Annotated in this window: 11 protein-coding genes, 2 tRNA genes and 1 other RNA gene; 12 read left to right on the forward strand and 2 right to left on the reverse strand. The window is 45.3% G+C overall.

The window, feature by feature from the left end; translation table 11 throughout:
* Positions 1 to 31 precede the first annotated feature (31 nt).
* From ACWQXP_RS19590 to ACWQXP_RS19640, 11 genes are all read left to right on the forward strand, one after another.
* A complete protein-coding gene (locus ACWQXP_RS19590) occupies positions 32 to 700 on the forward strand; it encodes a hypothetical protein (RefSeq protein WP_454064528.1) in 669 nt (222 codons plus the stop codon).
* 58 nt (positions 701 to 758) lie between these two features.
* Positions 759 to 1,505: a 1-(5-phosphoribosyl)-5-[(5-phosphoribosylamino)methylideneamino]imidazole-4-carboxamide isomerase gene (hisA, locus tag ACWQXP_RS19595; protein ID WP_454064529.1), complete on the forward strand. Its 747-nt coding sequence runs from the start codon at positions 759 to 761 to the stop codon at positions 1,503 to 1,505.
* The gene (gene hisF, locus ACWQXP_RS19600; RefSeq protein ID WP_454064530.1) at positions 1,499 to 2,305 is read left to right on the forward strand and encodes an imidazole glycerol phosphate synthase subunit HisF; all 807 of its coding nucleotides are present in this window, start codon (positions 1,499 to 1,501) and stop codon (positions 2,303 to 2,305) included. Before hisA ends, hisF begins: the two co-directional genes overlap by 7 nt.
* Entirely contained in the window at positions 2,302 to 2,988 is a 687-nt protein-coding gene (hisIE, locus tag ACWQXP_RS19605) for a bifunctional phosphoribosyl-AMP cyclohydrolase/phosphoribosyl-ATP diphosphatase HisIE (RefSeq protein WP_454064531.1), read from the forward strand. The genes hisF and hisIE overlap by 4 nt, the downstream gene beginning before the upstream one ends.
* Entirely contained in the window at positions 2,985 to 3,329 is a 345-nt protein-coding gene (locus tag ACWQXP_RS19610; RefSeq protein WP_454064532.1) for a histidine triad nucleotide-binding protein, read from the forward strand. Before hisIE ends, ACWQXP_RS19610 begins: the two co-directional genes overlap by 4 nt.
* A 135-nt stretch (positions 3,330 to 3,464) precedes the next feature.
* Positions 3,465 to 5,330 (forward strand): DNA primase, encoded by a 1,866-nt coding sequence (gene dnaG, locus ACWQXP_RS19615; RefSeq protein WP_454064533.1) that lies wholly within the window; start codon positions 3,465 to 3,467, stop codon positions 5,328 to 5,330.
* 193 nt (positions 5,331 to 5,523) lie between these two features.
* Positions 5,524 to 5,600: transfer RNA gene (locus ACWQXP_RS19620), tRNA-Ile, on the forward strand.
* A gap of 83 nt (positions 5,601 to 5,683) precedes the next feature.
* Positions 5,684 to 6,454, forward strand: a complete 771-nt coding sequence (locus ACWQXP_RS19625; protein WP_454064534.1) for a zinc ribbon domain-containing protein — start codon at positions 5,684 to 5,686, stop codon at positions 6,452 to 6,454.
* Between the two features lie 145 nt (positions 6,455 to 6,599).
* An RNA gene (gene rnpB, locus ACWQXP_RS19630) (RNase P RNA component class A) lies at positions 6,600 to 7,044 on the forward strand.
* Between the two features lie 289 nt (positions 7,045 to 7,333).
* Positions 7,334 to 7,411: transfer RNA gene (locus ACWQXP_RS19635), tRNA-Glu, on the forward strand.
* 188 nt (positions 7,412 to 7,599) lie between these two features.
* Positions 7,600 to 8,487: a formylglycine-generating enzyme family protein gene (locus tag ACWQXP_RS19640; RefSeq protein WP_454064535.1), complete on the forward strand. Its 888-nt coding sequence runs from the start codon at positions 7,600 to 7,602 to the stop codon at positions 8,485 to 8,487.
* A 22-nt stretch (positions 8,488 to 8,509) separates the two neighbouring features.
* Here the strand turns inward: ACWQXP_RS19640 and ACWQXP_RS19645 are convergent, their stop codons facing one another.
* On the reverse strand, positions 8,510 to 8,821 hold the full coding sequence (locus tag ACWQXP_RS19645; RefSeq protein ID WP_454064536.1) for a cupin domain-containing protein: 312 nt from the start codon (positions 8,819 to 8,821) through the stop codon (positions 8,510 to 8,512).
* Positions 8,822 to 9,414: 593 nt separating this feature from the next.
* On the opposite strand from ACWQXP_RS19645, the gene ACWQXP_RS19650 reads away from it, so the two are divergent.
* Positions 9,415 to 9,570, forward strand: coding sequence for a hypothetical protein (locus ACWQXP_RS19650; protein ID WP_454064537.1), 156 nt, complete (start codon positions 9,415 to 9,417; stop codon positions 9,568 to 9,570).
* A 24-nt stretch (positions 9,571 to 9,594) separates the two neighbouring features.
* Here ACWQXP_RS19650 and ACWQXP_RS19655 read toward each other — a convergent pair whose 3' ends face one another.
* Positions 9,595 to 13,695, reverse strand: a complete 4,101-nt coding sequence (locus ACWQXP_RS19655) for a HigA family addiction module antitoxin (protein ID WP_454064538.1) — start codon at positions 13,693 to 13,695, stop codon at positions 9,595 to 9,597.
* Positions 13,696 to 14,236: the final 541 nt, after the last annotated feature.

A 14,236-nucleotide genomic window follows, 5' to 3' on the forward strand; every position in this document is an offset into this window, starting at 1 on the left:
GCTGAGTAGTCTCCTGGGCATGGAGGCCTGTGTGCCTTCAAAAGTGACCGTGACCTCTTCTCCAAGCTTCCGACCGACAACGATTCATCGGCTTGCCGTTCTTCCCTTTCAAACACTTTCGACACCTCAACAGTTCGTGTCTCGTCCATCTCAGGCTTTGGTGAATCCTCCAGAGATCCGTTCTCAATTTCAATTCCCGACTTCGCCATCGGAACGGGAGCAACTCACACACTCCGAAACGCTTAAAGTTTCCAATCTTGCTGCGCAACGTATTACAAGGATGGTGTATGAGTCTCTTGAACATCGAGCTGGCATTCATCTTGTCCCATCGTTTGACGTGACTACGGCACTGACCTCTTATAGTTCTCCGGATTCAACGGAAAATTGGAAAGAGACGGTTAAAGAAATTGGAACGCGTTTGGAAGCTGATGCCGTCGTGATGGGTCTTGTCCGAACCTATCGAGAACGTGTGGGGACAAAGATTGGGGCCACACCGGCGGTTGTGGGATTTGAAGTTCATCTCGTGGATCCGCTCAGTGGAAAGATTCACTGGACTGGGGAATACTACGAAGAACAAAAACCCATGAATGAAGATCTTATGGGCTTTATTGAACGGAGAGGGGTCTTTGTCACCGCTGACGAACTGGCTCAATATGGTGTTCAGAACGTCATGAAGGAATTTCCCGTGGGTGGTGAATGATTGTGATATCTTCACGTCGAGGGTTAGCAAAATTGATAGAGAGAACGATGGATCGTGTATGAAAATTTTTCCAGCAATTGATCTCAAGGGTGGACGGTGTGTGCGTTTGCGGCAAGGAGATATGGCACAAGAGACCCGCTATTCGGAAGATCCGCCGGCGATGGCGAAGCAATGGCAGTCTTTGGGAGCCGAATGCCTTCATGTTGTGGACTTGGATGGTGCGGTCGAAGGGCTTCCTCAGCACGTCACGGATATTGAAGCGATCGTGAGACAGGTGTCGATCCCTATACAGGTTGGCGGAGGCATTCGATCGTTAGAGACCATTCGTCGCTATATGTCGATCGGAGTGGCTCGTGTCGTGCTTGGAACGGCTGCACTTGAGCAGCCCGAACTGATTGCCAAAAGTTGCGAAGAGTTTCCCGGAAAGATTTTGGTAGGAATTGATATTAAGCAGGGTGAGATTGCACTTCGAGGGTGGGTTGAGGGGTCTGGGAAAAAGCCCGACGATGTGGTGCCGTTTTTATCGCAGTATCCCCTCGCCGGCATCATCTTCACAGATATTTCACGTGACGGTATGTTGGATGGTCCCAATATTCAAGCGCTTGAACATGTGACGTCTTTAACCACACATCCATTAATTGCATCAGGAGGTGTGACGAAAGTGTCAGATATTCACGCAATAAAAAATATTGAACCGCACGTTTTTGGTGTGATTATCGGTAAAGCCCTGTATGAAGGGACGATTGAGCTGACTTCTGCGCTTCAGGCGGCCTCTCGATCGACTTCAGAGGAAGCCCGGTGTTAGCCAAGCGCATCATTCCATGTTTGGATGTGAAGGATGGCCGTGTGGTAAAAGGTGTATCCTTTGTTGATCTTCGCGATGCTGGGGATCCAGTCGCCGTCGCGAAAGAATATGATAAGGCCGGGGCTGATGAACTCTGTTTTTTGGATATTACGGCTTCTCATGAAAATCGTGACACGATTCTTGATGTGGTTGCCCGTACGGCTGAACAGGCGTTTATGCCACTTACGGTTGGCGGAGGCATTCGGACGTTAGAGGATGTCCGTCGGCTTCTTGTTGCAGGGGCTGATAAGGTCAGCATCAATACCTCTGCTGTTCAAGATCCGGAATTCGTCAAATCCGCAGCACGCCGTTTTGGATCACAATGTATTGTGGTCGCCATTGATGCGAAGTCCAAGAGGGCTTTAGGTCAAACGCAGAGTTCAGAAACATGGGAAGTTTTTACCCATGGGGGACGTCGTGCGACCGGGCTCGATGTTGTCGAGTGGGCTCAGCGAATGGCCAATGATGGTGCAGGAGAAATTTTGTTGACCAGTATGGACCAAGATGGGCAGAAAGACGGGTACGATTTGCCATTAACGGCTGCCGTTTCGAGAGCCGTACCGATACCGGTCATAGCTTCGGGAGGCGCCGGTACCCTACAGCACCTGTATGAGGCACTGGCCATCGGTCAGGCTGATGCAGTATTAGCTGCGTCAATTTTTCACTTCAAAACGTATTCCATTGCAGAGGCGAAGACTCATTTGGCTCAACAGGGGATTCCTGTCAGAATGGTTGAGGCCTGTTCGGTGTCATCCGTATGAACAAAACCCTATCAGCCAGGCAGGTTCAATTTGGAGAGAGCGGGTTGGTGCCCGCTATTGTTCAGGATTGGCTTGATGGAACCGTCTTGATGGTGGGGTTTATGAATGAAGAAGCTCTGCAGGCCACCAGGAATACGAAGCGGGTGCATTTTTGGAGCCGGTCTCGACAACAGCTTTGGAAAAAAGGCGAAACATCAGGCCATGAGCTCATTCTCAAAACACTCTTTCTTGATTGCGATGATGATACAGTATTGATCAAAGCCGAACCCGTCGGTCCGACATGTCACACCGGAAATCGATCCTGTTTTTACACGGAGATGGAAGGAGATCATGGGGTTCGTGACGTAGGGCCAACCAACGCGGCGTGGGGAGGGGTACTCGAACGACTCTATGATATGGTGTTGTCACGTAAGCATACTCCTCAGGAAGGTTCCTATGTCTCAAAATTGCTTCAGGGAGACCTTGATCGCATTCTGAAAAAAGTTATCGAAGAGTCCGGAGAGGTGGCCTTGGCCGCGAAAAATAAAGATCGAGATGAGATTGTGTATGAGGTGGCCGATTTATGGTTTCATACTCTGGTGATGCTTGGAGAGGCGGAAATTCCACCAAAAGAAATTTTCGAGGAACTCGGGAAACGATTTGGGAAGTCAGGTCTGCGAGCGGAAACGGAGCCTAAGGCATGAGTGACTGCATTTTTTGTCAAATAGTCGACGGGTCGATTCCCTCGACAACAGTGTATGAAGATGAGGATTGTCTCGCTTTTGAAGACCTGAACCCTCAGGCGCCTGTGCATGCGTTAGTGATTCCCAAGCGGCATATTATCTCCTTGGCGAAGATCCAAGAGGGTGATCAGAGTGTGCTTGGACAGTTGATGATTGCGTGCTCCCGTGTCGCTCAACAAAAAGGTCTTGCCGAACAGGGCTATCGGGTTGTGACCAATATTGGGAAAGAGGCTGGGCAAACCGTATTCCATCTTCATTTCCATGTACTGGGTGGAAGGGGATTTCATTGGCCACCAGGATGATGGACAGGATGATGGGATGATGTATATCTAGGCAGCAGTCACGCATCAGGTGTTTTTTTTGAGAAGGAGTCATTATTGACTTTAATCATGTCATATTGAGTCTAGAAGATATATCCGTACATTGGGAGGAGAGGCTTGGCATTGGTTGGGAAAGGTGTTCCTCCAGAAACTCTTCAGCAGATTCGAGATCGCATCGACTTAATCGATGTGATTTCCCGCTCGGTGACCCTCACGAAAACGGGTCAAAACTATAAAGGGCTGTGTCCCTTTCATTCTGAAAAAAGTCCATCGTTTTCTGTGAGTCCGAGTCGTCAGGTGTTTCACTGCTTTGGTTGCGGTGTTGGCGGTGATGCGTTCACGTTTCTTATGAAACGAGAAGGCCTGGGGTTTATGGAAGCAGTTCAGGAACTTGCCAAGCTTGCCAGTGTGCCGTTGATTCTTGAGGCACGAGGCGGACAAGACGAGAAGGCTCACTCGAGACGAGAACGGTATCAGCACATCCATGCTGTTGCCGCCGAATGGTTCCATGCCAATTTGACGGACCCTGAACGAGGGAAGACTGCCCGCCGTTATCTTGAACAGCGGGGAATGACGGACGAGACCATCAACATGTTTGGAGTCGGCTATTCTCCTGCCGGATGGAATGGTCTTCTCGACAAACTTGAGAAGTCAGGAGTGAATCGAGAAGAAATGTTTCAGTCAGGATTGATTGTCAAAAAAGAAGAGCGTTCGCAGGAGGCTAAAGTCGGAGGCCAGGGATACGATCGCTTTCGAGACCGAATCATGTTTCCGATTTCGAATCATCGAGGACAGGTGATTGCCTTTGGCGGGCGAGCGTTAACAGATGAGCAAATGCCCAAATACCTTAACTCTCCAGAGACGGCGTTATTTGCCAAGGGCCACACACTCTATGGATTTGATAAAACACGGGAAGCGGCGAGTCGCTTAGATCGACTGGTGCTCGTCGAAGGCTATTTTGATGTGTTGGCTTTGTTTCAAGCCGGAGTCCAACATGTGGCCGCTCCGCTCGGGACGGCGTTGACGACTGATCATGTGCAAACCATTCGGCGTATCGTCAAGACGGTGTTCTTATTTTTTGATGGAGATGCGGCTGGTATTCGTGCAGCACTTCGGACTCTCGACCTGTTTCTGAATACCGGGCTAACGGTGAAGGTGATGGAGCTTTCACCTGGAGATGATCCTGATACCTACATTCGATTACAGGGAATCGAGGCATTGACGCAACTTGAAGCCCGTGCGCCAACGCTCTTAGATTTTGCGATCCAAGCCTCGCTGAAAGATCGAAAAACGGAATCGATCGAAGATCGTGTCCGATGTGTCGACGAGATTCTCCGCATTCTTCAAAAAACGAACAATCCTATCGAAAAAGAAGAGCGTATTCAGTTGGTTTCAGAGAGATTGGGCATTCGTGTGCAAACACTAATGGACCGGTATCCCATGTTACGAGCGAAGCCGAACAGGGCTCCTATTCGCACACAAGATCCACAGCCCAAACTTGCCACGCCTCAGCGCTTACCAAAGGGGAGTCCTGAAGAACGAGATATTGTGATCCTTGCCTTACAGGGAGTTCTCAGTTTTCAACATATTCAACAGCTCCGCAGTGAAATGTTTCGGGTCCCGCAGTATCGAAAAACGATAGAATTGATCTTTGAACATGTCGATGCCGAGGGCCGTATTGATATGGAATCCTTATGTGCAGACGCCCTGCAAGACCCTGAATTCGGACCCGTCGTCACGCAACTGACGTTAGCCGACTCGCATTTTGATGATCATCTGAGCCATTTCCAAGAGTGTTTGGCCACACTGGAGCGTCAGCATATTCAACATTCTTTGAATGAACTCATTTCTCAACTTCGGGTAGCGGAGCAAGGAGATCAATCCGATGATGTCCAAGGTTTGATGGAAAAAATTAATGAACTTCGCGGGAAAAAGGCCGCATTGACAACGACGTTGCCCATAGCTAAGCCTGGAGAGCCTTAACATTTCAACGAAATATATTTAGATAGATAAATGTAAGTTACTTTAATTAAATGAAGTTTTTGATATGATGATTGTTGTAGTTAAGAAAAGCAAAAAGTATAAAGAAAATATAAATTTCCGACTGAGAAGAGAAAAAAAGTTGCTGAGATCTCCTCTTGTCGTTTAAAGTGGAGACCATGCTGGGTTTCATCTTGGGCCCATAGCTCAGGTGGTTAGAGCGGCTGACTCATAATCAGCTGGTCCTAGGTTCAAGTCCTAGTGGGCCCACCATGTTAGGAGAGTGTTACGAGTTCCGTGAGTCCTCGACTGAATCTGGGTCTCGATTATTTTATTTCTTTTCATCAGAGGTTCCCTTGAATTCTCAACTGCAATTTCTCATTGAACTGCAACAGTATGACCTCCGCATCTTTGAAATTCTCGACCATAAGAAAAAGCTTCCCGATCTCGTTCATGTCGCCAAAGCCCCATTGTTGGAAGTCAGTAAGCAGCTAGAAGTTCTTCAACATGCCGGTGAAGCGTTAACGAGACAACGACGTGACGGTGAACAAGAGCTGTCGCTTCAGGAAGAGCATGTTCAAAAAATTCGAGGTCGGTTGAATGATTTAAAAACTAATAAAGAGTATCAAGCGCATTTGTTTGAGATTGAGTTAGCCAGAAAAAAGAAAGAAGCTATTGAAGAGTCGGTGCTTGAAGTCCTTATGCAAGTTGAACAAAATGAAAATGAGCAAAAAGAACTTCAAGTGCGTATGGGGGAAGTCGAGCAGGCGTTTGCCAAAGCGAAAGATAAGTTGGAATCGGAGAGTCTCTCGTTAGAGCAGGAATTATCGACATTAGAGCGGCAGCATGGAGAATTAACCGTACAGGTTGATCGAGAACTGTTAGTTCGCTATACGAAGCTCAAGTCATTACGGAAGGGGTTTGCGATTGCCAAGGTAAAGAATGGTGCCTGTTCTGGATGTCGTTTGCAATTACCACCTCAACTGGTGGCTGAAGTGAAGCGAGCTGATGAGTTATTGAATTGTTCGTACTGTCATCGAATACTGTATTGGGACCCAACACCCGAAGCGGTCATTGATTCTCAAACTTCTGCTTCTGAGGCAGATAATGTCCAAGAAATTCGGTGAACAGTAACCTCTGATAGAAAATACTCCCTGGGCATGTCATAGCGTTCTGACTTTCATGTCTCCCGTATCATTGTGTGATGAGTTCTGTCCGTGTCGATCCTTGCAATCCATTCACCGTGCACCCTATGATGGACGAGGCGTGAAAGGAGTGGGCTGGGTGATCGCTTACTTTTTATGAGTAAGAGGAAAGTCCGGACTCCAGAGGGCAGGGTGCTGGGTAACACCCAGGCGGAGTGATCCGACACCGGCGCCACAGAAAACAAACCGCCAACGACTGGGTCTTCTAACCGATGACCAAGTCAGGTAAGGGTGAAACGGTGGGGTAAGAGCCTACCGCGCCTGTGGTAACACAGGTGGCACGGCAAGCGTCACCTGGAGCAAGACCAAATAGGGGGACGATTCAATCTGGCACCTTTAGGCCCAGCGATGGAAACCGGAGCAGTGACAGGATTGTTAAAGGTTGGCCCGATCTAGGTTCCCGGGTAGGTCGCTAGAGGCTTAGAGCGATCTAAGTCCCAGAGAAATGATCACTACCGATATGAGGTCACACTCAATTGGAACAGAATCCGGCTTACAGGTCCACTCCATCGCCACTTAAATTAAATTTCAGTAAAAGCCATGTAACCGTGATATGATTAGTGCTCTGGGGAAAGTGTGATAGGCTTCATCAGTGTTTGACTCGCATTTTTCGCATTGTTACAATGTGCGGCTTGTGTGAAAGTACCGTGTTGAGCAAATTTTCTATAAGTCATGAGTCGTGTACGCGAGTAGAGTGTATGGATCAATTGGCCTAACTTGTGGGCTCCTACCACACTTTCTGTATTCTTCGCACATATTTTATACACGAAACAGTTACAGTTATTGACAGCGAGTGGTCTTGTCCCCATCGTCTAGCCTGGCCTAGGACACCAGCCTTTCACGCTGGTAACACGGGTTCAAATCCCGTTGGGGACGCCAGAAATAAGCCGCTAGAAGAGACCCTCTTCTAGCGGCTTTCTAATTATGGAAAAAGATTGGTAAAATTTCTCAAAGTCAAAGTCGCGAAAAGTTCAGATGAGATAGCCTTGTAGGGTATTGATCAAAATCATGCGCCCTCATAAGGTTTGTTGTCATGTCAACCATATTACTTGCCTGTAGAGGACACTATGAAATGCATTCTAACGTTCGTCGTGGCGGGTGTGTTGTTTGCCTCATCAATTTTTTATGTAGCAGTGGCGGGAGCTGAGGAGGAAGGGGCAGCGCCACAAGAAAATGAATCTGAAGATATCCATGAATTAGGATCAATGATTCTTATTCCAGCGGGAGAGTTTTTGATGGGCGATAATGAGAGTCATGGAAATGAGCAACCAGAACACCAAGTCTGGCTGGATGATTATTATATCGATCGCTTTGAAGTGGCGATGTCAAAATATCAAGAATTTTTAGATGAGAATCTCAAACTTGAACCTCCGCCACTCTGGGATGACGGAATGGCTTTAAATGAGGCTGCCGATCGTCCTGCCGTTGGAGTCACATGGGAGGCGGCGAATAAATATTGTCAGTGGGTGGAGAAGCGACTACCGACTGAAGCTGAGTGGGAGAAGGCGGCGCGAGGGACTGATGGACGTCGGTATCCTTGGGGGCATATGCAGCCGTTTGTGGATATCGCACGATATAATCTTGGAATTACCGGATGGGTGAGCTATACGTTGACACTGGCCTCAGTGAGAGGCGGGGTGAAGGGCATGAGTGTTCGTCATGGTCTGAAGACAGGTGGGAAAAGTCCCTATGGTCTCTATCACATGTCCGGGAATGCGGCTGAATGGGTGTCAGATTGGTATGATCGTTATTATTATGAGGATAGCCCTGAAAAAAATCCTCAAGGACCTGAAACAGGAACTCGGAAGGTCTTACGAGGTGGGTCGTGGGAAGATGAGCCGAGAAATATTCGAGTGACGGCACGGTCCAAGGCTGATCCAAAGTTTAGCGATCTGACAATTGGGTTTCGTTGTGCGAAGGATGCGACAGGGACGGAGTCAAAGGCTGAGCAATAATGTCTTGTTGTCTGGAAGTTCGTTATTTGTTGGTCACGCCCGTATTTCGTTTTTGTCCATAGAGCCATCGAGCGGTTTTTCCGCCAATGTTCCTAATCGTATGTTGAATGTCAGCCGGAATGTGGACTTCTTCTCCAACATCCGGCTGTATTCGATTTCCTTGCATTTCAATTTCAAGCTTGCCGGATAGCACCATCAACAACTCTTCTGCTTTATTTTCTGTGCCGTTCCATGTACGGCCGGCATGATCAATCCAGAGTCCACACGTAAAGCCTCGCGCATGCCAGTTTTTTGCTACCTCGGAACGTTCAGGGACAACGACTGAGGTCTTCATAAGACCTTCCTCCAAATTGTGAGTAGACATTCTATGAATCTCTTCGTGTAGTTGTTGAGGAGTCGTCTTGTTCAATGGCGTTAAATCGTAGAGGTCAACATTGATTAAATACCGACTCTGTCTTCTATTTTGTGATTTTTTAGTTCAGGGAATTTTCTAAGCAAGGGAAAATCTCCAAAGTCAGAACTTACAAGGCACGTGGTAAAGTCTTGACTGAAATATCAGGGGTAAAAAACGAAAGGAATGTCACCACTTATATTCAGTTGACGAACCCATGTCAATGCCGAATTAATGTGGAAAACATGTGAAATGCAGTGGACAACTTTAGTTGTAACTTGAAACGTCTTCTAACTATGAGCGTTTCTATTAACGCAGGTTGGGGATATTGTGAAGGGAAAATATTTCTATAGTCTTTTACTTTTTCATTAGGACATATTTGTGGAAGCCTTTATCTCAGAGTGTCTCCAGCCCAAGAGCATTGCCCATTCTACAGATACCGAGCCCTCTTGCTGCATGCTGGGGATCAGCGTCCGAAGCCCTTTTGTTTCGGCAAAAGGGCCCAAAACCATTGACGCCCAGACCAGACTTCTGTGATGAGTCGAACACCTATTGGTGGGGCGGGCCAACTCGCTTTGCTCAAACAAGCCCCGCCCGGTCTTGGAGGCGTTCGCTCAGCGGACTGGCCAGGAGGCGTCAGGTCATATCGTAAGCTTCCCCGTCAAGCAGACGTTCAAATATATTTCTTTTAAGTCATCCCGTCGATTTTTATAGCACTACCATCTACCAAGGCGTTTATTGACTCTACGATCTTCATCCCACCATTCAGCCTGTTTCTTATATATATCTGCTATATTATTAAGCATCTTTCCAACAAATGGATTTTTATTCATAACTTTATTCCCCATTTCCCGATATTTTTTTGCTTTTGACCTCTCCCGAGAAGAGTCTATTGCTCTCATTTCCGCGCCCCTGGAATTATGAAATCCGATCTCCATACCAGTTGAAATTTCAGATGACCCTATTTCTTCAAAAACCTCACGAATTTCTTCTCTTGGCCAAATGCCATCTTCACCTTCGGATGAAGTTGATAAAAGTTTTCCAATCTGTCGGTCTGTATTATCTTCTCTGCCGTGTTCTTTTGCAAATTTTCTAACTTGCAAAATCCATTCGCGCAATTGCCTAACATCTATAGAACCATTCTTGTTGGTTCCTGGAATCACACTAAGACAGTCAAGTACGTGGTAGGCTTTAGTGGCAGTAATCCTTTTTGATTCTTCATCTTGTGGTATATTCCATTCATCTGGATCACTACCACTTCCCTTGCGTTCGAATCTATATGCTACCAACTGTATAAAGAATAACGGTGATTCAGAGACCTCTTTTGCTAAATTAGGTATTCCATAGCTTGAATGAGAGTGCAGTATATCTACATAAAGATATTCCAATTTGGTCAACTCCATGCGATCAAAGTCATCTCTTTTATTTAGAGTTGTCAGCGCCTGTTCAATATGATGCTTTGATGGCTTGTAATGAGTGTCTTTTTCAGATGTATTGCATGCTATAGCCTTTAGTAGCCGCACAATACACTTGCTCTCTATCTTTTCAAACTCAAAGTGCACCATATTGAAAGCCGTAAAAGGGCGTTCAGCCTCCAGTAATTTGTCGACGGCAAAGTTGAAGTCTATGGATGATAAATCTCTCAAATCTGGCAGAATTTTCTTCCAATACTCACTTTGTACCTCAGGACTCCATTTCCCAAGTTGATTCCATGTGCTCCTACAGAAGGGAGAAGATAAAAACATTCTCAAAATGATATCTTCTTTTTCTTGCTCGAATGGTAACCGTCTTATGAGGTTAGTAATGAACTGTTCTCGCTCATCTTCAGACATTTGAAGCAAAATCCCTGAAATACAATTATCAAATTCATAGGGATTATCCCAATCGACATTCAAGCCAGACAAAACGAATTCCGTAAGTTCATCCTTTTTCAAAACGTCATTATGCAAATACATACCAATTTGAATGTTTGAGACACTCTTTTTAATTAAATCCATAAGTCCTTGAATTCCGTATTTAGAAAAGATTTCGTTTAACGCGTTTCCCCTCTGTCTTGCCAAACCTTTCCCCCTAGCATCATGATTAAAGTCATCTACTTCTAGCTCTTCGGGGGTATATTCTACCCACTCTTTAGCAAATAACCATCGGTGTTTTAATAGTATATCTTTTGGCTCCAGCAGATCATATAACTCCTTACCACAGACATAATTATGATTGCTATTTTTTTTCTTTTGGCGTCTTAATGCACGCGTAGTCATCGTTCTAGTCCTGACGTGCTCTCGAAGTTCAATAACTTCTTCATCATTTGGAGAACTTTGAACCCAAGCCTTTACTTGATCAATAACTTTTTCCCTGTCTTTAACTTCCATAGATGGTAAGCAGTCCACCATATCTTTTAATGTTTTCATTGAATGTGATGGCCATGAGAGCACTAGGTCAAGACATTTCAATGCATAGGTCCGTACTTCTCCACGAGTTGCAGTATTTCCAGCGCCACTTGCATCGCTACGCCAACTCGGACGATAGGTGCCAGATGTAAAGTCGCCGCCCGGCATAAAAGGCTGGATGCTCAATTTCCAACCTATTTCGGGATTTTGACTACAAAGCATCTCCAATATCTCACACCTTTGCTCTACTGATGCCGCTGTCTGCGGTCTCCACATCAGCAATATATCCACCAAAGAATTGATAGGCTTGTTACTCCAATTATCTTCAAGCTCATATGTCGAAAGTTTCCCCAGAACTTTTACAACTCTCGCAAGCAAAGACGGATTCCACGCAAGTAACTCAAGAGCCCAAAGCATTCCGGTTCTGTCACACCGAGAGAACATTCCACTATCGACAGGTTCAAACAATATTTTGAATGCGGGTGTATCTCTTTTGAGTTCTTCTTCTACAATGGATAAGAACATCTCAGGTGCGGCTTCAGCATATTGAGGCAAATCACTTTGTTGAGCTTGCCAAACTCTTGAATCTTTATTCTTAAGTAAGGCCTTAATTAAATGCGATACTCTACTTACAATATTAAGCCCGAGTCGCTGACCAAACAGTGCATTCCCGTGGACAGACAATATAATCAAGTTTTGACATATGTTTTGCCTGATCGCAGAAGAATGATCACGAACTTTGTTGTAGATATTTGCAGCCCAACGGTCCTTTTTCTCGAGATCAAGGGCAGGATCGTCTTCGGACAATACATATTCAGACAAGTCAAAAAAGCTTGTTATGTCCTCTTCTGTTAGATGATCTGAAATGGCATGAAAACATTCCAATTCAGAAATTACTCCTCGATACTTTCCTTCACTCCAAATAGGCGAATCATCTAAGCTTACGAGGTCAGCTATATCTCTTTCTATCTCCGGGTAGGTTTTATTAGCTAAGCAAGAAAGTATTTCCTTGTCTGCTTCTTTGCTTTTGTCCCATGAACCGGCCAACACCAAGGGAATCATAGTTCTGTGCCTTTCCGTCGATGTCGCCCATTTAGGGTTTCTAAGCACAGGTACTTTTGCTAGCAGGCGTCGTAGTATCGTAGGTGAATGACCTGATTGGTTTGCATATACATTTATCTGTGCTTCATCAAACCCCATGTCATTAAGGGCTTCATTAAAACTTTCAAAATTTGGTAGATCTAGGCAAATATCCGGCTTTACTGCTTTAATATTTCGCTCAGAAATTATGATGGAATGTCGTTTTCCAAAGGAAGCAACAAGTTCTTGCTGAGCTACATCCGTATCGACTACTGGAATAAAGTCCGTAGAAATATCTGCAAGCCTTTTTACAGTTTCAGGGGAGGATACAAAAACCGCTTGGTCAAGAAGTGGTTGTAGTTCATCGACCTGCTCTACAATACAGAAAAGAAAAGCTTTGGCCTCTTCTTTGGATGCCGCAGTTATAACAAGAGAATTTGCAGGGGTTGATTGGTACCAGCTTTTAACCTTTTCACTGTGATCAGAAATTGCACTATTAAATATCATTTGACTAATAGTTGGTATAGCTGTTTCAGACCAGAATAACCAATAGCTATTTAGTGATTGAGATTCACTTGTAGGAAGCCCTAACTGTTCGGCCATCCATACTTGCGCTGATACGGACATTTCTAACCACTGCTCAATATCACCAGCATCAAAAGCACGAACATCCTTCCATTCATTTTTTGCTTTGAACTCTTTTATCCAATCAACCTTTTTCCGCCAATTTCTTGGTGTTACAAAAACAAAGGTTATTTTCTTTCGCTCGGATATTGGAATTGCCTTAGTACGTGTTTTGAAATCATCATTTGCCTTTGCCCTTGGTTCCTTGTCACAACCAAATTCCCAACCTGACAGGCCAGATGGTATCCACGGCGTAGCATTATTTGACTCTATAGTTCCGTCCCAGCCTGGAGTTTGCGATTTATCATAAGCTGAAAAGTTACAAGCAACTATCTCTCCACCTGTAGAGTTAATCAATCGCCTTAACAGTACGGGCAACAAAGAGCGTGCTTCAATTTTTTCCGCCCATGTCTCTATATGGGTCGCCGTGATCGATAAAAATGATGGTGTGTAACTTTTTACAGCAATACGTTTTTCCTCTTCCTTATTAATAAATGAATCGTATTCTTGCTGAAGCGCAAGCAAATCCTCCTTTTTTGCGCCAAAAGCCTTTTCTAACCTTGTTGCCATGTCCAGGGACAAGCTCGCTTTTCCATTAAGGAAATTGGAGAGAGCTGTACGGCCAATTCCCATCATTTCTGCAGCTTTCTTTACAGAAATCCCTTTGGGAATAACATTTTCTTTAACGTAACTGCCCGGATGAGCAGGGGAAACATCTTCAGGCATGACGCACCTTTCAGCATTGTTTTTAAATAAAATCCAATCATGGTGTATTGCGTTGCGCTACACAACGCACTATTCAATATCATTTACTAAATGACAAGAATTAATTTGATGCTCGACAACTTATAAAACTCTCAACGTCTGCATTGTGTGATCTGTCATCTGATAGTACTAAATGCCTAGTGTCAGCTTTAGGTCCAGGCTGTGTGAAAACTCGAAATTCTCTTGATTCAGGGGATTCCTGACCACTTGCTTATACAGAGATCGTGGGATACAGGCGTCCTCGGAGTCTAAATTTTTAGATCAAAATTTTATACTGAGTTATCACACAGTCTGGGTCGTGATCTGCATTTAGATCTCTCAACCTGAGAGAAGTCGCATTGCTACTGCGTCCGCTATCTCCAACAGGATGAAAAGTCGACTTCGTAACCCATAGACAACTCTCTTTTTTGTTCTATGGTTAGTGAAAATAAAAAAGCCGCGTCATTCCAAAGGACAAATCCTCCAAAACAATCGCGGCCTCTCCATCTAAACGACGGTGCCT

It is taken from the genome of Candidatus Nitrospira salsa, assembly GCF_965152625.1.

What these genes read in the sequence shown, in the direction of transcription:
- hisA (WP_454064529.1), top strand. Translation starts at nt 759, where the DNA reads ATGAAAATTTTTCCAGCAATTGATCTCAAGGGTGGACGGTGTGTGCGT.
- hisIE (WP_454064531.1), top strand. Translation starts at nt 2,302, where the DNA reads ATGAACAAAACCCTATCAGCCAGGCAGGTTCAATTTGGAGAGAGCGGG.
- ACWQXP_RS19610 (WP_454064532.1), top strand. Translation starts at nt 2,985, where the DNA reads ATGAGTGACTGCATTTTTTGTCAAATAGTCGACGGGTCGATTCCCTCG.
- ACWQXP_RS19640 (WP_454064535.1), top strand. Translation starts at nt 7,600, where the DNA reads ATGAAATGCATTCTAACGTTCGTCGTGGCGGGTGTGTTGTTTGCCTCA.
- ACWQXP_RS19645 (WP_454064536.1), bottom strand. Translation starts at nt 8,821, where the DNA reads ATGAAGACCTCAGTCGTTGTCCCTGAACGTTCCGAGGTAGCAAAAAAC.
- ACWQXP_RS19650 (WP_454064537.1), top strand. Translation starts at nt 9,415, where the DNA reads ATGAGTCGAACACCTATTGGTGGGGCGGGCCAACTCGCTTTGCTCAAA.
- ACWQXP_RS19655 (WP_454064538.1), bottom strand. Translation starts at nt 13,695, where the DNA reads ATGCCTGAAGATGTTTCCCCTGCTCATCCGGGCAGTTACGTTAAAGAA.